This window comes from Kribbella catacumbae DSM 19601, assembly GCF_000372465.1.
GTDB classification, from domain to species: Bacteria; Actinomycetota; Actinomycetes; order Propionibacteriales; family Kribbellaceae; genus Kribbella; species Kribbella catacumbae.
Genome location: NZ_AQUZ01000007.1, coordinates 81,764 through 99,605, shown reverse-complemented (window position 1 = coordinate 99,605; position 17,842 = coordinate 81,764). Strand labels below are relative to the sequence as shown.

Below are 17,842 nucleotides of genomic sequence, written 5' to 3'. Positions count from 1 at the left end.
CTGCCTTCCAACCTGCGCGGATCGAACTCGGCCATAATTCACTCAATTTGCCCACGGTAGCCCGGGCCATGCACGGGCTGCCGCCGGCCGGACGCTCTGTCACCGGGTTATATCGCATCGTCGTCACCGGCCAAGCACCGCTTCCATCACCTTCTTGGCGACCGGCGCCGCCAAGGTTCCACCGGCGATCTCGTCGCGCTTGACGCCCGCGTCCTCGATGATCACCGCGACCGCGACCTGCGGGTTGTCGGCCGGCGCGAAAGCGGTGAACCACGCGAACGGCGGCCGCTCCTTCGACGTCTGCGCGGTGCCCGTCTTGCCGGCCACCTGGACGCCGTCGATCCGGCCCGGCTTGCCGGTGCCGTTGTTGACGACGTCGGTCATCATCGCGGTCAGCTGGGCCGCGACCTCGGGGCTGACCGCCTGGTGCAACGCCTCCGGCTTGGTCTCCGAGATGGTCTTCAGGTCCCCGGTCCGGACACTCTGGACCAGGTACGGCTTCATCACTTCGCCCTTGTTGGCGATCCCGGCCGCCACCATCGCCATCTGCAGCGGGGTGGCCCGGACGTCGAACTGGCCGATCGCGGACTGGGCGATCTGCGGCTCGTTCGGGTCGCCCGGGAACTGGCTCGCGACCGCGCCCAGCTCGGGCAGCTGCCGCTCGCCGAAGCCGAACTTCTCGGCCTGCTCGCGCAGCGCGTCCGCCTTCAGGTCCAGACCGATCGTGCCGAAAGCGGTGTTGCACGACCACCGCAGAGCGACGGTCAGCGTCGCGTTGTCGCTACCACCGCAGTTCTTGCCGTTCTCGTTCACCAGCGGGACCGTGGTCTGCGGCAGGGGCAGCTGAGCCGGCGAGTGCACCGCGGTGTCCGGCTTGTACTTGCCGCTGGACAGCGCGGCCGCCGTGGTGACCAGCTTGAACGTCGAGCCCGGCGGGTAGAGCTCCTTGATCGCCCGGTTGGACATCGGCCGGTCGTCGCTCGCGTTCAGCCGCTTCCAGGCGTCGCTGGCCTTGCCGAGGTCGTGCGAGGCGAGCAGGTTCGGGTCGTACGACGGCCGGCTGACCAGGGCGAGCACCTTGCCGGTCTTCGGGTCGAGCGCGACGACCGCGCCCTTCTTGCTCCCCAGCGCGTTGTACGCCGCCTGCTGGGCCGCCGCATTGAGCGTCAGGGTGACACTCGCGCCCTGCTGACGCCGGTCGGTCAGTACGTCGACCACTCGCCGGAACGCCAGCGACGGGTCGGAGCCGTTCAGCTCGCTGTTCTGGTTCAGCTCGATGCCGCCGCGCCCGAACTGGAAGGAGTAGTACCCGGTCACCGGCGCGTACAGCGGGCCGTCGGAGTAGGTGCGCTGGTACTTGTACTGGTCGTTGGTTTCCTTGCTCTGCGCGATCGGTGAGCTACCGATCAGGATCGGGCCGCGGTTCACCGAGAACTGCTCGTCCCGGACCCGCGTGTTGTCGTTGCGCCCGTTCAGCTCGTTGGACCGGAAGGCCTGCAGGTAGGTCGAGTTGGCCATCAGCGCGAGCATCAGGATGATCGCGCCGACGGCGAGCCGCCGGATTGCTGAGTTCACTGCTTCTGCACCGCCATCGCGATCGTTTCGTCGGAGACCGGCGCCGCGGGGGTCTGCGGCCGGCGGGCCTGGTCGCTGATCCGGAGCAGCAGCGCGATGATCGCCCAGTTCGCGACCAGCGACGTACCGCCCAGCGCCATGAACGGGGTGGCCAGGCCGGTCAGCGGGATCAGCCCGGTGACGCCGCCGACGATCACGAACACCTGCAGGGCGAAGGACATCGCCAGGCCGGTGGCGATCAGCTTGCCGAAGATGTCCCGGCAGCCCAGCGCGGTCCGCAGGCCGCGCTCGATGATCAGGGTGTAGATCAAGATGATCGCGATGATCCCGGTCAGCCCGAGCTCTTCGCCGAACGAGGAGATGATGAAGTCGCTCTGGCCGTAGAGCGTGAGGTCCGGCCGGCCCTGGCCGAGTCCGCGGCCCAGGATGCCGCCCCAGGCCTGGCCCATCAACCCGGTCGCGACCTGGCCGCGGTCCTCGGCGAACGGGTTCAGCCAGCCGTCGACCCGCGCCTGCACGTGGCTGAAGGTCTGGGAGGCGAAGAAGGCGCCACCGGCGAACAGCAGGAAACCGATGATCAGCCAGCCGGCCCGCTCGGTCGCGACGTACAGCAGGAACAGGAACAGGCCGAAGAACAGCAGCGAGGAGCCGAGGTCCTTCTCGAAGACCAGCACACCCAGGCTGACCGCCCAGGCAACCCCGATCGGGCCGAGGTCGCGGGCGCGCGGCAGGTCCAGGCCGAGGAAGCGATGGCCGGCCAGCGTCAGCACGTCCCGCTTGACCACCAGGTACCCGGCGAAGAAGACGACCAGGCAGACTTTCGCGAACTCACCGGGCTGGAAGGACATCCCTGCCAGGTGGATCCAGATCCGGGCGCCGTTCACCTCGACCCCGAGGCCCGGGACCAGCGGCAGCACCAGCAGCACCAGACCGGCCAGGCCAGCCGTGTAGGTCAGCGCTTGCAGTCGCCGGTGATCCCGGATCAGCAGGATGACCAGCAGGAACAGGACCACGCCGACAGCCGTCCAAGTGATCTGCTGCGGCGCCGCAGCTGCCTTGGGGTTCAGGCCCTTGGCGACCCGGGTCGCGGCCAGGCCGAGGTCGATCCGGTGGATCATGGCTACGCCGAGGCCGTTGAGGAGCACCGCACACGGCAGCAGCACCGGATCGGCGTACGGCGCGCGGTAGCGCAGGGCGAGGTGGGCGATCAGGGCGAGCAGGCCGATCCCGGCGGCGTAGTACCCGGTGCTGGCCGGGACCTTGTCCTGCACGGTGATGCCGATGTTGACGTAGGCACCGACCGAGACGCCGATCGCCACGATGAGCAGCATCAGCTCCACCCCACGCCTGGTGCGCGGGATGATCTGGATGACGGACGTTGACGCGATACTCATCTGACGCCGTCACAGTCGTCGGGGTTGACAGTGCCGTTGCTCGGCGTGGCAACCGGCGTGGATGCCGGCGTCGAGGCAGGCACCGTCGTCGCCGGCGGCTTGGGCGGCGTCGAGACCGGCTTGCCCGTCGCGGGCGGAGTACTGGGTTTCGGGGTCGGCTTGGGTGTCGGCTTAGCCGCGCACTCGTCGGCGGCGCGCTGCAGTTCGCTGACGATCTGACGGGCCGCGGCCAGGTGGTCGGCCTGGATCGTGCCCTCGACCTGCTCCCGGTTGTACGTCGGCAGCTTGTCGACCTCGAGCGTCTGCTTCTCGTACAGGGAGGACAGGTTGAGTCCGGGGACCACCTCGTCGACTCCCTTGTAGATCGCGACGTAGTCACCGTCCGTGCCGACGTAGTACTGCTTCTGCGTCCAGTTGTAGGCGAACCAGCCGCCTCCGCCGATCAGACCGAGCACTACGACCAGTACTGCGAGCCGCCGCAGCCAGAGGAACCGCTTGGGTGCCCGCGGCGCGTAGCGGAGCTCCTCGGGGTCGAGACCCGCAGCACTGCCACCTCCGCCGCCACTGCCGTCGCCTTGAGTGGCGCGCATGGTCGTCGTGGCCGGGCCTGTCGAGCCTTGGGCAAGCTCGGCCGCGGCGCCTACTAGTTGCGGATCGGTCCCGCTCGCCGGAGCCGTCTCGACCACATCGGCGACGACGCAGGTGACGTTGTCGTTGGATCCCGCTTCGAGCGCGTGGGTGATCAGGTCGACCACCACGGAGTCCGGCGTACCGTCGGCCATCGACGTGGCGATCACCTGGTCGCTCACGTAGTCGGGCAGGCCGTCGCTGCACAGCAGCAGCCGGTCGCCGGCCTGGACGTCGAGCATCTCCAGGTCCGGATCCGAGTCGGGCCGGCCGTCGAGGACGCGGAGGATCAGGTTCCGGTGCGGGTGGGTGAAGGCCTCTTCCTTGGAGATCCGGCCCTCGTCCACCAGCGACTGGACGAACGTGTGGTCATGGCTGAGCTGGTAGAGCAGGCCGTCGCGCATCCGGTAGGCGCGCGAGTCGCCGAGATGGGCGAGGCCGAGCTCCTGGCCGTCGAAGAGCAGCGCGGTGACGGTCGAGCCCATGCCCTCGCGCTCGGGGTCCTCCTCGACCAGCTCGGAGAGACGCTCGTTCGCGCGATGTACGGCGCCTGCGAGGGCTTCCATCATGTCCGGGCCGGTGATCCCCGGCTTGTCCAGCCGGCGGATCACCTGGACGGCGGCGGCACTGGCGACCTCGCCGGCAGCGGCTCCACCCATTCCGTCGGCGAGCAGGAGCAGGTACGGACCGGCGTACGCCGAGTCCTCGTTGTTGCGGCGCACCCGTCCGACATCGGACAGTGCTGCGTAGTCGAGCGAGAGGGTCATGGCCGGCGCCCTACTTCGCGATGTTCAGCGTCGTGCGACCGATCCGGATGGAACCGCCGATGGTTCAGCCCGGGACTGAAGAACAGAGCGGCGTAGTGAAGCTGCATAGTCATGGNCGGCGCCCTACTTCGCGATGTTCAGCGTCGTGCGACCGATCCGGATGGAACCGCCGATCTCGGCTGGGACCGGGCGGGTGACCCGCTGGCCGTCCAGGTACGTGCCGTTGGTCGAGCCCAGGTCCTCGACCCACCAGTCGCCCTCGGACTGGAACACCCGCGCGTGCCGGGTGGAGGAGTAGTCGTCGTCGAGGCGGATCTGGCAGTCCGAGCCGCGGCCGATCACGACCGGCTCCGCGACCAGGGTCGCGCCCACGCCGGCCTGCGGGCCGTCGGCGATCGTGACCGAACCAGGCAGGCCCTTGCGCTTCTTCGCGGGCTTGGCCGGCTTCGGCGTCCGGCCGTTGGGCTGCGGCGACGAGGCCGGCGCGATCGCACGGGCGTCGACCTTGGCGCCGAACAGGTCGGACCTGATCACGGACAGCACCGCGAGTACGAACATCCACAACAGGGCCAGGAACCCCAGTTTGATCAGGGTCAGCGTCAGTTCCGACATGGAAGTTCAGTCACCACCCGCTGCTCGGCGGCTGGGCGATGGGCTCGTCCGCTAGGCGCAGCGTCATAGTGGTGTTCCCGATCCTTACCGTCGATCCGTCGGTCAGTTCGGCCTCGGCGGCCCGGCGTCCGTTGACCAGGGTGCCGTTGGTCGACCCCAGGTCGACCAGGACCACCCTGACACCTCCGGGGCCCTCGGGCATCAACCGGATCTCCGCATGCCGCCGGGACACCCCCGGATCGTTGATCTGGATGTCGGCATCGGTCCCGCGACCGAGTACGACGCCCGGCGGGTTGATCGGCCGGCGTCGCCCGTTCACCTCGAGCATCACCTGCGGGTGGCCGCGGCGTACCGGCGGGGGGCCGGGCGGCGGCTGCACCGGCGCACTCTGCAGCACCGTCGCGTTCGGATCGGGTGCCGGCTGGTACGTCGGCTGCGGGGGCGGCGGTGGTTGCTGCGGCCGCTGGGTGCCGACGGTGGCGCTGACGACGCGGAACTTGCCGGTCGGCAGTTCGTCTTGCTGGGTCAACTCGATCTCGATCGGTCCGGAGAAGGTGTAGCGCTGGATGTCCGCGTGGTCGCGCAGTTCGTTCGCGAGCTCGTGGTTGAGCGTCCGGCCGTAGGCGTTCAGGCGCTCGAAGTCGCCCGGGCCGAGCTCGATGGTGAAGTGGTTCGGCACCAGCCGGCGGTCCCTGGACAGGATCCGCGCGGTGTTGTCGATCTCACGCTTGAGCGCCGCGGCCAGCTCGATCGGCTCCACGTCACCCTTGAACGCGCGCGCGAAGACACCACTCACGATGCCCTCCAGGCGGCGCTCGAAGCGCTGCAGCGGTCGCACGCGTCCTCCTCCACGGTCGGTCGTCGGGTGGACCCAACGATCGTGCTTGCCGTACGGCACCTTCAAGAGGCTCGCCGTACCCCGTGTCCACCGGTGCGTGGTGGACACACTGGTACGACGATCGATCGTATCGGCAGGTTCGACCGAACCCGCAATGTCAGAGTCTGCCGCAGGCCGTGCTAGTGTTTTCTCTCGGTCGCAGATGGCATTTTTACCAGCTCTCAGCAGCCAACGCGCGAGTGGCGGAATAGGCAGACGCGCACGGTTCAGGTCCGTGTGCCCGAAAGGGTGTGGGGGTTCAACTCCCCCCTCGCGCACAGCAACAGCAACTCCCGGTCAGCACGTCTGACTGGGAGTTTTTGCTGTTCCCGGCCGCTTGTTGATGCGGCATGGATCACAGTGGGTGTTCGATGGCCGGGCCGTGGCGGCCGGTCAGCGGTTCCAGAGGCCGTGGGTCTGCAGCAGGGTCAGGACCTGGGTTTCCAGGTAGCGGGCGTCGTTGGCGTCCGGGGTCACCGACCAGCTCACCTCGAGGTCGAGTCGCAGTACGGCGTCGCGGGCCCAGTCCTGGGTGCGTTTTGGGCCGTGCTGGCGTAGGTCGCTCAGTTGCTGTTCGAGCCAGTGGGGGTCGGCGAGGGCACGGTCGAGGGCTTCCTCGCCGAAGCCGCTGATGGCGCCTCGGCCGTTGCGGTAGACGGTCAGCCGGCCGTACAGGCCTTGCGGGCGGCCACTCGCGGCACGCTCGCCCGCCATCCCGACGTACCGGATGATGCCGGTGACGGGCTCGCGGAGGAGGTAGACGCCGGGTTCTCGGGGGGCGCTGGGGATCGCCGCCTCGAAGGGCATCCAGTCGGTCCACTCGGCCAGGTCGTGCACTTCGGCGTACCGGGTGCGGAGGGTTTGGTCGTGGACGGTGGACCAGCTCATACCTGCATCCTGCCGTCACGGTCCGACAATCCGGCGCGAGTCCGGCCGGGATTGTCGGTCCGGGGTGGGACCGTGGGGCGATGACGGGGATTCGTATTGCTGTTGCAGAACCAGCCATCACCAAGGACGCCGCGGAGAACGGTGCCAAGGTCCGGGAGCTGATGAAATCCGCCGCGGCCGGGAAGGCACGGCTGATCCAGTTTCCGGAGGGGCAGCTGTCGGGGTATCCGAAGGAGCAGTTCCAGGACTGGTCCGAGGTCGATTGGACGGTGGTCCGCGAGGAGCTCGAGAAGATCAAGAAGCTCGCCGCGCGGCTGAAGCTCTGGGTGGTGCTCGGCTCGGCCCATCCGCTGACCCCGCCGAACCGGCCGCACAACAGCCTGTACGTGATCTCCGACGCCGGCCAGGTCGTCGACCGGTACGACAAGCGTTACTGCTCCAACACCGAGATCACCCGCTTCTTCAGCCCCGGCTTCGAGCCGATCGTCTTCGACGTGGACGGCTACCGCTTCGGCTGCGCGCTCTGCATCGAGATCAACTTCCCGCACCTGTTCAGCGACTACGAGCGGCTGGGCGTCGAGTGCCTGCTGCTGTCGGCGTACCCGGTCGACTCGATCTTCGAGGTCAAGGCCCGCGCGTACGCCGCGATCAACAACTACTGGGTGGCGATGTCCCTGCCCGCCCAGACCGCCGACCTGATGCCTTCGGGCGTGATCGCCCCCGACGGCACCTACGTCTCGACGGTCACCGCACCGGCCGAGCTCACCATCGCCACCATCGACCGCAACGACCCGGCGTACGAAGTCCCTCTCACCCACGCCCGCCCCTGGCGCACCACCGCCCGCAAAGCCGACATCTACCGCACCCGCCGAGTAACCAACGACCCCCGCTCCACCAACCACACCTGCACCTAATCCGACCTCATAGCCTCGATGCGTATCGGCTATGACAGCGGGCCCCTGGCGGTTGCCTGTTGATCAGCGGCGACCAGTTCCTGGATCGGCACTCCGAGAGCCCGCGCAATTGCGACAACTGTGAAGAAGCTCGGATCAACGCTTCTCTTCGCTTCCAGGGCTCTGACTGCTCCGATTGACACCTGCGCGGCAGCGGCCAGCGATTGCTGACTCATCCGACGCTCGAGCCTGGCTGTCCGAAGCCGGTCCGCCAGTACGAATGCGTCGCTTGCGTGAGCGCGTTCGAGGCGAGGCGGCCGGTTCGGCATACGTCGAATATATCAAACTAGTAGCGCTACTTCTTTGACACAGTGGACACATTGACTTACATTGGAGCAATGGCAGGAAGGCACCTCAAGGCACTGCTCGCGGCACATCGTGACCGCGATGATCTGGCCTTCCGTCGAGCGGCTCAAGCGATCATTGAGGAAGAAGAAGCGAAGAGGCATGTAGTCCTTGCTCAGGACCTTCGGCGACTGCTCGTGAGCGGGAGCGGCGACCGCCTGTCGCTGTCAGAAATCCCCTTACCGGATCCGCCCAAGGATCGCGACAGCGCTGTACCGCTTGTTGATGTCGCAATGAGTGATCGCTTTGTTGGGGATCTGATTCTGAATCAAGAGCTTGCTCATACACTCAGAGAACTCGCGATAGAGGTAGGGCTCTGGGGCACGCTCGACGCAGTGGGGGTTCCAAGACGGAATCGAATCTTGCTCTACGGTCCGCCCGGCTGCGGCAAAACCAGCATAGCGTCGGCTCTGGCGGCGGAACTCGGGCGGCCGTTGGTTACAGTACGAATTGACAGTGTTGTTTCGAGCTATCTTGGTGAAACCGCCTCGAATCTCCGTAGAGTCATGGAGTTCGCTCGTTCTGGGCCCTATGTCGTGCTATTCGATGAATTTGATAGCCTTGGCAAAGACAGGGATGATCCTTCGGATCACGGCGAACTTCGCCGCGTTGTGAACGCGATGCTGCAGCTGATAGATGGATATACGGGCCCCTCCATCATTGTCGCTGCTACAAATCACGAACAAGTCCTAGATAATGCTCTGTGGCGTCGATTTGATGAAGTTCTGAACATACCTCCGCCCGACCATTCACAGATGACCGAGCTGATTCAACGGCTTCTTGTTGGTCGAAGAGCAGAAAACGTGGATGAGTTGGCAGCGGCAGACGGTCTTGTCGGGCTTCCTCATGCGGCTGGCGAGTATGCAGTTCACTCCGCCCTGCGAGTGGCAGTCGCCGACGGGCGTATGCACGCGACTCAATCTGATCTCATGCAGGGAGTGCGCCGGGCTGGCTCACGGCGTTGGAGTTGATTTGCCGTCGCCGAATATTGCCAGTGATCGGCAAATGATGTAGAAGTTCTCACATGGCTGATCACTTACGGTTACCTGAACCGCAGCGCCTCACTGATCGGCGGATTGTCTCCAGACCCGTCGTTGAGCCGCCTATTCCACGTCGGTCTCATGGCGCAACTCTTGCTGATGAGTTGCAAGCAATCGAAGATGTAATCGGCCAGGATCTTGAGATCGATGGCCCGCCGATCGTGCTCAAGTTCGTCGGAAGCACTCGCCTACCCGACGGTCCGCTGGGCCGGCTAAAGCTAGAGAAACTTGGCGAGGGACGCGGCTGGACCTACTTCGTGATGTCCCCAGTCGAAGCACGGAGAGCTCTCGCCGAATTGGTGACGGAGTACCGGGCGCTTCCGGACGGAGCGGATTTCAGTTGGAGCCACCCCAAAACATGGGCATCCTTCATTGACCACATCACAGGTGTGGAGCTCTATGGGCCAGAGGACAGAGCTGACGCGTCTCTATCTGTTTTGGATTTCAGTCGTGAGCAGGTTGTCGATTGCCTCATCTGGCCATCGCGGACCGAGGTGACTGTACACGCCAGAATTGACGAAATCCGCAATGCAGTTGGATCGGAGGCAGCTTCAGAACGATCTCGATTTGTAGGTGTCGACGAACGCCCTGATCGGACTGTTGTCCGTCTGATGGTTACCCGCCAAATTCTGGATAGATTACTTGCACTCTCAGTTGTCGAAAGAGTGCGGGCGCCACTATCAGCCAGTGTGCGCCAAGAAATGCTGTTCAGCACCGTTGCGCCAAAGAAGCCAGCGAGAACGGGGGCCATTGCGATCGGTATCGTTGATGGTGTCATCGACAGATCGAACGGCCTGACCGGACCTTATTTGGTGGGATCAGCTGAGTTCCCCGCCACGCACGTTTTCGGTACTGGGGATATGCACGGAACAGCGGTAGCTGCGAACGCCATTTGGGGGGACCTCGACCCGCTTGTCTTGGGCGGCGAGATGGCGGTTCCGTACCCAGTCGCGTCGGCGAGAGTTATGGATGGCGACTCCGTGGCTGGTATTGCACATAGGACAATCGAAGATGCCATTCGATGGCTAGTAAATGCCTGCGACGTCCGGATCATTAACCTGTCGTTAAATCGAATGTCTCCTGCAAGCAATGAACCACTACGTGATGAACTTACCTTCACGTTGGATTCGCTGGCTCGAGAACTAAAGATCTTGATAGTGGTGAGTGCAGGAAATAGAGAGTTCGATCTTCGCGACAAGCGCGTGATTACTGGGTATCCCGCCTATCTAGATGCCGATGAATCTGGCGTATCTGCACCAGGGGACGCCGCAATTGTAGTGACGGTGGGATCATATGCGAAGCGTGACGTGCCGGAGTTCGCTAATAGGGGAGATCTAGCGATTGCGAAGGCTGGTCAGCCATCCCCCTTTACTAGGCTCGGACCAACCAGAGGCATAGGTCGTTCGGGAACTTTGAAACCAGAGTTCGCGCATCATGGAGGAAATTGGACCTGGGATCATGGCGAGTACCTGGATAGAGAGGACCCTGGGACGGCAGCTATCCTGGCGATTCCACCAAATTTGGGCAGGATCGTCGGGCCGAGCTATGGAACTAGTTTCTCGGCTCCTTCGGTGGCGCATGAGTTTGCACGCATCGCTGAGCGTTATCCAGATGCAGGGTCCAATTTACTTCGAGCTCTCTGTGCACTATCTGCTCGGCCACCTGGCGGATCTATTGCGGGAATTCCTGGCATGCGATGGCACGGCTACGGGCGGCCGGATGCGGATTATGTGCTCGACTCGAACGACAATCGTGTGTTCTTGACGTCAGAATCTGAAATCGATGCCGACACGACCGTGCTGTACCGCCTGCCCATACCGCCAGAGTTTGCTGAAGGAGTCCACAAACGGACCTTTCGTGTCTCCTTGGCCTTCGACCCTCCGGTTCGCCGCGAGCGTCGTGAGTACATCGCAGGGTCTATGAGTGTCGAATTCGTCAGAGGCATCTCGGTCGCCGAGATTGAATCCATCTATCGACGGCAGCCCACGCGCGCTGAAGCCGCCGCGGGCGGCGGTGTGCGGATGGATCTACCCTCCGGTGAGAATCGGCCGCTGCTAAACCCTGGTCAACAGGTCTTGTCGTCTACGACACTCTTGCGGCGGGACTTTATTGATGGCCCGTGGGATCCTGACCATGGTGACTACTTTCTGGTTATAACGCACAGCCGCAGTCCGTGGACAGAGCGACAGAAGCAGTCCTACGCGAATCAGTCATACGCTGTGGCCATTGAAATAGCCGACGAAAGTCGAAACGACCTGAACTTATATGCTCTGATGAGAGCGAGGCTCGCGGCGAGAATCAGGGCTCGGCGCTGAAGCGATCGGGCTGGGGCACCCAAATTCTTGTTGGACATACCGGCCACTCGAGCGGGGGCAGTCGGGCGGCCAGGGCTTGGTGCCTTGGTGAGTCGGTTTTCGGGTGCCGCTGGCGTCCTGCAACCCGCCAATGCTTCAGCAACATTTTGGTGGCGGTTCGCTGGTGGGTACTGCTAACCAATCTGCGTACAGCTAGCTCGTACTGCGGCCCAGGTAGGTGACTGTGTCGGCGTTGGGGACTGGGATGTGGTGGAAGGTCAGCCGGTCGTAGAAGGCTCGGGCTGGGGTGTTTGAGGTGAGCATGCTGAGGTGGATGGCGGGGATGCCTGCGGTGGCGAGGGCGTTGAGGAAGGTGGTCATCAGGGCTCGGCCGTGGCCGGCGCCTTGGTACGGCGGGAGTAGGTCGATGTGGAGTTGGGCCGGGTAGGCGGCTACCTCGGGGATGACCAGGCGCTCGGGGTCGTGCATGAGGCTGATCATCAGGTCGGTGGGGGTGCTGGGTGGCTGGGTGGGTGCTGGGTAGCGGTCGGCCAGTAGTGGGAGCCACTCGGTACGGAAGCGGGTGGCGAAGGTGGGGGTGTCGGCGGTGCCGAGGATGTAGCCGACCGGGTGGTCGTCGTCGGTGAGGACGAAGGCGAGTTCCGGTTCCAGTACGGCGTACGGGAGCGCGAAGATGCTCGGCATCAGGTCCAGGTCCGGGTAGAGCGAGCGGGAATCGCCGCCGTTGTCGGCGGTGCGGACGCAGATGTCGGCGACTGCGTCGCGATCGCTCGGGCGGTACGGGCGGATCTCAGGCATAAACCCCTCCCAGAGGTTGTGGGAACGCTCCCATGCGCTTGAGGATAGCCGGGCTCACCACCCCGCTGCACCGGTTTAGCGGGGCGCGTGTTGGAGTGGGCGCGGCGGCCGAGATGAAGGAGTTGTTGGGTTGTGAGTGGTGAGACGGAGACTGCGGTGTACCCGGCGTACGAGCGGCTGATCGGCGAACTGGACGCGCTCGGCGCGCGGTACCGGGTGATCGAGCACGAGCCGGAGGGGCAGACGGAGCTGGTCAGCGGCCTGCGGGGCAATGAGCTGAAGGCCGCCGCCAAGTGCATCGTGGTGATGGTCAAGCTCGGCAAGAAGAAGAGCCACTACGTGCTCGCCGTCGTCCCCGGCGACGCCCGCGTGGACCTGAACGGCATCAAGGAACTGCTCGGCGGCAGCTACGTCGCGTTCGCCGACAAGGCGCGCGCGGAGGAGCTCGCGGGCAGCGTGAGTGGCACGGTGCTGCCGGTGAGCTACCACGAGCAGCTGGAGCTGATCGTGGATCCGAAGCTCCTCGAAGTACCGGAGCTGTTCTTCAACGCCGCCCGGCTCGACCGGTCGCTGGCGTTGGTGACGGAGGACTACGTGCGACTGGCTCAGCCGCGGATCGAGTCGATCACAAGCTGAGGCTCGCCGTCACCGCTGCCGGGAGCGCCCTGGTGCCCGGTGCCGCCCGGGACCCGAGCGAACCTGGCCCGAGTGTCGTGGCGTGCCGCGATGAGGAGTGGTGTTGGTGCCCAGCAGCGTCCAGCCGACGAGTACTGCGGCAGCAACCAGGCCGGCGAGGCCGGCGTAGTCCGTCCAGTTCATGGTGATCTCTCTCGATGGCGGCTCGGGCGGGAGGTCCGCGATTGCGTCTTTCACCGGTTGTGACAGCGTGATCCGCGTTTCGTGACGGCACTTGGGTGCCACGATTAGGTGGAGTTTCGAGGAGGTGGGCACGATGCAGGACGGATCGTTGCTGGACGCCGACGAGGAGCAGGCGTACCGGCTGCTGGTCGGCCTGTCGGTCGCGCGGTCGGCGGAGCTCGCCGAGGTCGCCCGGCTGCCGCAGCAGGAGGCGGTCGAGGTGCTGCAGCGACTGCAGGCGAAGGGGCTGGTCGCGGTACAGCCCGGTGACGACCCGGTGTTCCGCCCACTGCCACCCGACGTAGCTCTCGGTACTACGTTGCTCCGGCGACAGGAGTCGCTTGAGCACGCACGGCAGACGGTGGCCTCGTTGAGTGAGGAGTTCCGCGCCAGTGCCAGCCGCCGGGACGCGCACCACCTGGTCGAGGTGATCGTCGGCGCTACCGCTCTGCGGGACCGCCTGCGCGATCTGCAGCAGTCCGCCCGTACGGAGATCCTCTGGTTCTGTCGCGCCAACCCACTGGCGATGCAGGGCGCGGAGAACACCGAGGAGTACGGCGCGCTCAGCCGCGGCGTCCGCTACCGGGCGATCTACGAGCGGGCCCTGTTGGAGGCTCCGGGAGAGCTGGACACCATCGCGGAGGGCGTGAGCTGGGGTGAGGAGGCGCGGGCCCTGCCGACGCTTCCCGTCCGGCTGGCGATCGTCGACCGCGCTACTGCGGTCTGCCCGCTGGTACGGGACGACGAAGCGGGCATCGGCGAGCCGACGGCCGCAGTGATCGGCAGGGGCCAGCTACTGGACGCTCTGCTCGCTCTGTTCGAGAGCCACTGGGAGGCAGCGACTCCAGTGAAGCTGCAGTCCGATGAAGCTCAGGATCCGGAGGGCCTGGACGACAACGAGCGCTTCCTGTTGTCCCTGCTCGTCGCCGGGGTGCCAGACAAGTCGATCGCGTCCCAGCTCGGCATCAGCCGCCGTACCGTCCAGCGCCGTCTCGATCGCATGATGGCTCTCGCCGGCGTTGACACCCGCACAGGTCTGGCGTTCCAGGCCGCGCGCCGTAAATGGCTGTAGCCGGGCCTCTCGAGAGGGACCCGGCTACAGACGACTACTTGAGCCCGTAGGCCCGGATGACGGTCTGGGTCACCTTGTTGCCGGCATTGTCGCCAGCAACAACCTTCAGCGACACAGTCCCCTTGCCTGCCGGAACTACGGCCACGTAGCGACCCAGTGCTCCGACAGTGATGATCCGACGCCAGGTCTTGCCCTCATCGAAGGACACCGACGCCTGCAGCGAAGTAGACCGCGCAGCAACCGCACCGGCCTGCTGCTGGACCTTGAACCCGATCACATGCGGCCGAGCAGCCACCCGGCCGGTCAGATCAGCCGGTACGTCGTACCCGACCTGCAGTAGCGGCAGCGCCACACCCTTGTCGACGGGAGCCTTCTTGGAGCGGAAGTCCCAGATGGTGCGAGTGCTGGTCCCCCAGTTCCACTCGCCCTCCTCGTCCTTGCGCTCGGTCGACAGGTCCAGCTTGTACGCCGCGTCGCCACTGCTCGTGACTACGTCTTCCCACGCGTCGGGCAGCTCAGCCACCACTGCGCCGTCACGGCTAAGCACCGCAGACGCAGAGGTGGTCTCCCCGACGGTGTAGTGCCCGTCAGCGTCCACGAAGGCCGGCACCCGCAACGACAGCCGGTCCCCGGTCCGGGTGGAGACGATCCCAGGAGCAGCCGCAGGCCGAACCACTGGGCCGAACCAGGTCTCGTTGGACGAACCCGGCTTGTAGCTGCGCGGCAGCGAGGTCAGCCCGCCGAGCAACGGCCCCATGTTGTTCCACGTGTAGAGGTGGTGCACCCGGTGCTGCCAGAGCGAGTCACCGGTGGTCACCCACTCCTCCCGGACCTTCGGCGTCTGGACGACCCGCTGGGCGTCGTTCCAGGAGAACGTCTGCCACGGACGCCAGCCGAACCGCTGCTCCTTGGCCCAGTTGAAGCCCCCGTTGTCCACGTACGAGCTGGTCACCCGCGCGCTGTTCGCCGTGGTCACCTTGTAGTCGATCTTCGCCGGGATGAAGCCGCTCGACACCTGCTGTACGTCGTACAGGTAGGGGCTCGAAGTGGTCAGCGTCAGGTCGATCGTCGCGCCACCCAGCCGTGCCCGGTCCATCACCTTCTGGCCGTCGCCACTGCTGGTCACCATGGCCGGGATCGGCTCGCGGTCGCCGATCGGCGTCCAGACGGTCCATGCCCCCCAGCCAGGCGGCCGGACCAGGATGATGCCCGCGGCACCGGCCGCGGCGGCCGCGGCGATCTGCTCCTCCTCACTGCCGTCCTCGCTGGTGGAGACGACGGCGATGGCACCCTTGACGCCCTGCAGGTCCGAACCGGCCGCGACCAACGGGAACCGCTTCTTGCCCTCGAACGACGGCGACTGGTGCAACAGGTTGATGTCCAGCGGCCCGGTCACGCCCTGGATGCTCGCCTGCACGATCGGCGCGGCCAACTGCCAGCGGGACGAGAACTCGAAGCTGCCCTCAGTGACGGGCTTCGTGCCGGTCACCAGCACCTGCTCGACCGTACTGAAGTGCATGACGCCGTGACTGATGCTGCGGCCGTTGCCGTACACGCGATGCACGTAGTAGCTCAGCACCGCCTGCTGCTCGGACGGCTTGGGCGTGGTGATCGTGATCGGCACCGCCTTGCGCGCGTCGATGACGATCTCGGTGTCCTTGGTGACCGAGATGTTCGGGTCGGTGAAGAGGCTGACGTTCTCGTTCTCCGCGTTGTAGTCCTCGACCAGCGAGTGGATCAGGTAGGTGCCCTCCTCCACCTCGGCCGTGTAGGCCGCGCCGTTGGGGATCCACGCGAGCACGTCCGACCGCGAGTTGTCGCCGAACAGGCTGATCACCGGTACGCCGGTCGGCTGGCCGTCACGGTCGACAGCGCGCAGCGTGACCGTGTGCTTCGGGCCGGCCTTCAGCGTGCCGACCGCAGTGTGCGTCACGACGCCATTGGGGCCGGTGGCAACGATCCAGCCGCTGTACAGACCGCGGTCGAGCTTGGCCGGATCCAGCGTGGCCGGTACGTCGACGCTGCCGCCGGCCGGCACGGTGACGCTGCTCGGCACCGTCAGCGCGTCCGTCTCGGGCTTGTCCGAGTCCAGGTTGTCCACATCGACCGACAGGGTGAGCGTCACGGCCGCGGCGGTGTCGTTCTTGTAGGTGATCGTCTTGGTCGAGCCGGCGCTGACCAGACCGAAGTCGGCCGTCGCGGTCGCGTACACGCCCTGCGCGACGGCGCGGGCGACATCCACCCGCCCCGAACCCTGGGCGTAGACGCTCAGGTCCTGGTTCGTCTTGGCGGTGCTGACCAGCGCGTTCTTGATCCGGTCGGCCTTCCAGTCCGGGTGCATCTGCGCGAGCAGCACGGCCGAGCCGGCGACGTGCGGCGTCGCCATCGAAGTACCGGAGGCCGCGGTGTACAGGTTGTCGATCGGCTCGCCCATCGCAGTACCGGCCGCGCGGGCCGCGACGATGTCGACGCCCGGTGCGGTGATCTCCGGCTTCAACCCGTTGTCGCCGAGACGGGGGCCGCGGCTGGAGAAGTCGGCCAGCGCGTCGTTGCGGTCGACGGCGCCGACGGTGAGCGCGGACTGCGCAGTACCGGGGGTGCCGATGGACTCGTCGGCTCCGTCGTTGCCGGCGGCCACCACGAACAGGGTGCCGGTCTCGGCGGTGATCCGGTCGACCGCTTGGCTGAGCGGGTCGGTGCCGTCGGTCGGCCCGCCGCCGAGGCTCATGTTGACGACCTTCGCGCCCTCGGCCGCGGCCCACTCCATCCCGGCGATGATCCAGGAGTCGTAGCCGTAGCCGTCGTCGCCGAGCACCTTGCCGATCAGCAGGTCGGCCTTCGGGGCGACGCCCTTGCGGGTGCCACCGGATCCGGCGCCTGTGCCGGCGATCGTCGCGGCGACGTGAGTGCCGTGGCCGAAGTGGTCGGCCGAGCCGGTCGGGCTACTGGAGAAGTCCTCCGCCTGCTGGACCTTGCCCTGTAGGTCCGGATGCCCGGCATCGACACCGGTGTCCAGTACTGCGACCTCGACGCCGGCGCCTTCGTACCCGGCCTGCCACGCGGCGGGTGCGCCGATCTGCGCCACGCTCTTGTCGAGCACCGGACGGACCTTGCCGTCGAGCCAGATCTTCGCGATCCCCCGGCTCAGCGCGCGGGCGTTCTGGGTCGGCTCGAGCGACTTCCACAGCTCGGGCAGTTCGTCCTTGGCCGCACTGACCGCCGCACCACCGATCGAGTCGAGCGCGCGCGTGGTCGTCGTACCGGTCAGCGACTGGGCGCGGGCGGCGGACGGATCGGCGTACCGGATGATCAGTGGCAGTGTCGTGGCGGAGGAGTCGCCGAAGCCGTCGGCGATCAGTTCGTCCACGTCGAAGAGGTCGGCATCGAGTACGCCGGTCGAGATGTACGGCACGGCATCGCTCGGCAGCACCCGGAGGCCACCGTCGACCTCGATGGTGTGGAAGGCGATCCGCTCGCGGCCGGGAGCCGGGCGCACACTGGCGGCCTTCTTCCCGCCGCCGGCGTCGGCGATCTCCACGACGTCACCGGTGATCAGGGTGACGGACGACTTGGCCGGTACGCCGGTCGCGCGGGGAGTGGCGGGTGGCGGCGCAGCGCCGGCGGGGATCACCGCGGCGACACTGAGCGCCAGAGCAGCCGCAAGGGTGGCGGCGACCTTCCTAGACGGCACAGGTACGGAGGACATGGGCAGATCTCCTTC

The 17,842-nt window shown here is 66.0% G+C and carries 15 protein-coding genes and 1 tRNA gene; 6 read left to right on the top strand and 10 right to left on the bottom strand.

Annotated elements, in window-relative coordinates; all coding sequences use genetic code 11:
- Positions 1 to 123: 123 nt before the first annotated feature.
- The 5 genes from A3ES_RS0109945 to A3ES_RS0109925 all read right to left on the bottom strand — a co-directional run bounded on the left by A3ES_RS0109945 (position 124) and on the right by A3ES_RS0109925 (position 5,813).
- Positions 124 to 1,575 carry a peptidoglycan D,D-transpeptidase FtsI family protein gene (locus A3ES_RS0109945; protein WP_020386652.1) on the bottom strand — a complete coding sequence of 484 codons (1,452 nt, stop codon included), beginning with the start codon at positions 1,573 to 1,575 and terminating at the stop codon, positions 124 to 126.
- Complete coding sequence (locus A3ES_RS0109940; RefSeq protein WP_020386651.1) at positions 1,572 to 2,969, bottom strand: FtsW/RodA/SpoVE family cell cycle protein; 1,398 nt, start codon at positions 2,967 to 2,969, stop codon at positions 1,572 to 1,574. The genes A3ES_RS0109945 and A3ES_RS0109940 overlap by 4 nt, the downstream gene beginning before the upstream one ends.
- Entirely contained in the window at positions 2,966 to 4,363 is a 1,398-nt protein-coding gene (locus A3ES_RS46765) for a PP2C family protein-serine/threonine phosphatase (RefSeq protein WP_020386650.1), read from the bottom strand. The genes A3ES_RS0109940 and A3ES_RS46765 overlap by 4 nt, the downstream gene beginning before the upstream one ends.
- Before the next feature lie 123 nt (positions 4,364 to 4,486).
- Complete coding sequence (locus tag A3ES_RS0109930) at positions 4,487 to 4,975, bottom strand: FHA domain-containing protein FhaB/FipA (protein ID WP_020386649.1); 489 nt, start codon at positions 4,973 to 4,975, stop codon at positions 4,487 to 4,489.
- 10 nt (positions 4,976 to 4,985) lie between these two features.
- Positions 4,986 to 5,813 (bottom strand): FhaA domain-containing protein, encoded by an 828-nt coding sequence (locus A3ES_RS0109925; RefSeq protein ID WP_020386648.1) that lies wholly within the window; start codon positions 5,811 to 5,813, stop codon positions 4,986 to 4,988.
- Positions 5,814 to 6,046: 233 nt separating this feature from the next.
- On the opposite strand from A3ES_RS0109925, the gene A3ES_RS0109920 reads away from it, so the two are divergent.
- Positions 6,047 to 6,130: transfer RNA gene (locus A3ES_RS0109920), tRNA-Leu, on the top strand.
- Between the two features lie 115 nt (positions 6,131 to 6,245).
- On the opposite strand, the gene A3ES_RS0109915 is transcribed toward A3ES_RS0109920, so the two are convergent.
- A complete protein-coding gene (locus A3ES_RS0109915; RefSeq protein WP_020386647.1) occupies positions 6,246 to 6,740 on the bottom strand; it encodes a hypothetical protein in 495 nt (164 codons plus the stop codon).
- Positions 6,741 to 6,820: 80 nt separating this feature from the next.
- Here A3ES_RS0109915 and A3ES_RS0109910 point away from each other — a divergent pair, with 80 nt between their 5' ends.
- A complete protein-coding gene (locus tag A3ES_RS0109910; protein WP_020386646.1) occupies positions 6,821 to 7,654 on the top strand; it encodes a carbon-nitrogen hydrolase family protein in 834 nt (277 codons plus the stop codon).
- 29 nt (positions 7,655 to 7,683) lie between these two features.
- Here A3ES_RS0109910 and A3ES_RS57015 read toward each other — a convergent pair whose 3' ends face one another.
- Entirely contained in the window at positions 7,684 to 7,962 is a 279-nt protein-coding gene (locus A3ES_RS57015) for a helix-turn-helix domain-containing protein (RefSeq protein ID WP_083933324.1), read from the bottom strand.
- Positions 7,963 to 8,004: 42 nt separating this feature from the next.
- Here A3ES_RS57015 and A3ES_RS52455 point away from each other — a divergent pair, with 42 nt between their 5' ends.
- Both A3ES_RS52455 and A3ES_RS52450 read left to right on the top strand, forming a co-directional pair.
- Positions 8,005 to 9,009 (top strand): AAA family ATPase, encoded by a 1,005-nt coding sequence (locus A3ES_RS52455; protein WP_157630425.1) that lies wholly within the window; start codon positions 8,005 to 8,007, stop codon positions 9,007 to 9,009.
- 53 nt (positions 9,010 to 9,062) lie between these two features.
- On the top strand, positions 9,063 to 11,393 hold the full coding sequence (locus A3ES_RS52450) for a S8 family peptidase (RefSeq protein WP_083933320.1): 2,331 nt from the start codon (positions 9,063 to 9,065) through the stop codon (positions 11,391 to 11,393).
- Between the two features lie 192 nt (positions 11,394 to 11,585).
- Here A3ES_RS52450 and A3ES_RS0109885 read toward each other — a convergent pair whose 3' ends face one another.
- Positions 11,586 to 12,191, bottom strand: a complete 606-nt coding sequence (locus A3ES_RS0109885) for a GNAT family N-acetyltransferase (protein WP_020386642.1) — start codon at positions 12,189 to 12,191, stop codon at positions 11,586 to 11,588.
- Between the two features lie 132 nt (positions 12,192 to 12,323).
- On the opposite strand from A3ES_RS0109885, the gene A3ES_RS0109880 reads away from it, so the two are divergent.
- Positions 12,324 to 12,827, top strand: a complete 504-nt coding sequence (locus A3ES_RS0109880) for a YbaK/EbsC family protein (protein WP_020386641.1) — start codon at positions 12,324 to 12,326, stop codon at positions 12,825 to 12,827.
- A 9-nt stretch (positions 12,828 to 12,836) separates the two neighbouring features.
- Here the strand turns inward: A3ES_RS0109880 and A3ES_RS53910 are convergent, their stop codons facing one another.
- The gene (locus A3ES_RS53910; RefSeq protein WP_157630424.1) at positions 12,837 to 13,010 is read right to left on the bottom strand and encodes a hypothetical protein; all 174 of its coding nucleotides are present in this window, start codon (positions 13,008 to 13,010) and stop codon (positions 12,837 to 12,839) included.
- 133 nt (positions 13,011 to 13,143) lie between these two features.
- On the opposite strand from A3ES_RS53910, the gene A3ES_RS0109875 reads away from it, so the two are divergent.
- Positions 13,144 to 14,121 carry a helix-turn-helix domain-containing protein gene (locus tag A3ES_RS0109875; protein ID WP_020386640.1) on the top strand — a complete coding sequence of 326 codons (978 nt, stop codon included), beginning with the start codon at positions 13,144 to 13,146 and terminating at the stop codon, positions 14,119 to 14,121.
- Between the two features lie 34 nt (positions 14,122 to 14,155).
- On the opposite strand, the gene A3ES_RS0109870 is transcribed toward A3ES_RS0109875, so the two are convergent.
- Complete coding sequence (locus A3ES_RS0109870; protein WP_020386639.1) at positions 14,156 to 17,827, bottom strand: S8 family peptidase; 3,672 nt, start codon at positions 17,825 to 17,827, stop codon at positions 14,156 to 14,158.
- Positions 17,828 to 17,842 lie beyond the last annotated feature (15 nt).

Excerpts from the sequence above, each read along its gene's own strand:
- A3ES_RS0109940 (WP_020386651.1), bottom strand. The coding sequence starts at position 2,969 with ATGAGTATCGCGTCAACGTCCGTCATCCAGATCATCCCGCGCACCAGG.
- A3ES_RS46765 (WP_020386650.1), bottom strand. The coding sequence starts at position 4,363 with ATGACCCTCTCGCTCGACTACGCAGCACTGTCCGATGTCGGACGGGTG.
- A3ES_RS0109930 (WP_020386649.1), bottom strand. The coding sequence starts at position 4,975 with ATGTCGGAACTGACGCTGACCCTGATCAAACTGGGGTTCCTGGCCCTG.
- A3ES_RS0109915 (WP_020386647.1), bottom strand. The coding sequence starts at position 6,740 with ATGAGCTGGTCCACCGTCCACGACCAAACCCTCCGCACCCGGTACGCC.
- A3ES_RS0109910 (WP_020386646.1), top strand. The coding sequence starts at position 6,821 with ATGACGGGGATTCGTATTGCTGTTGCAGAACCAGCCATCACCAAGGAC.
- A3ES_RS57015 (WP_083933324.1), bottom strand. The coding sequence starts at position 7,962 with ATGCCGAACCGGCCGCCTCGCCTCGAACGCGCTCACGCAAGCGACGCA.
- A3ES_RS52450 (WP_083933320.1), top strand. The coding sequence starts at position 9,063 with ATGGCTGATCACTTACGGTTACCTGAACCGCAGCGCCTCACTGATCGG.
- A3ES_RS0109885 (WP_020386642.1), bottom strand. The coding sequence starts at position 12,191 with ATGCCTGAGATCCGCCCGTACCGCCCGAGCGATCGCGACGCAGTCGCC.
- A3ES_RS53910 (WP_157630424.1), bottom strand. The coding sequence starts at position 13,010 with ATGAACTGGACGGACTACGCCGGCCTCGCCGGCCTGGTTGCTGCCGCA.
- A3ES_RS0109875 (WP_020386640.1), top strand. The coding sequence starts at position 13,144 with ATGCAGGACGGATCGTTGCTGGACGCCGACGAGGAGCAGGCGTACCGG.
- A3ES_RS0109870 (WP_020386639.1), bottom strand. The coding sequence starts at position 17,827 with ATGTCCTCCGTACCTGTGCCGTCTAGGAAGGTCGCCGCCACCCTTGCG.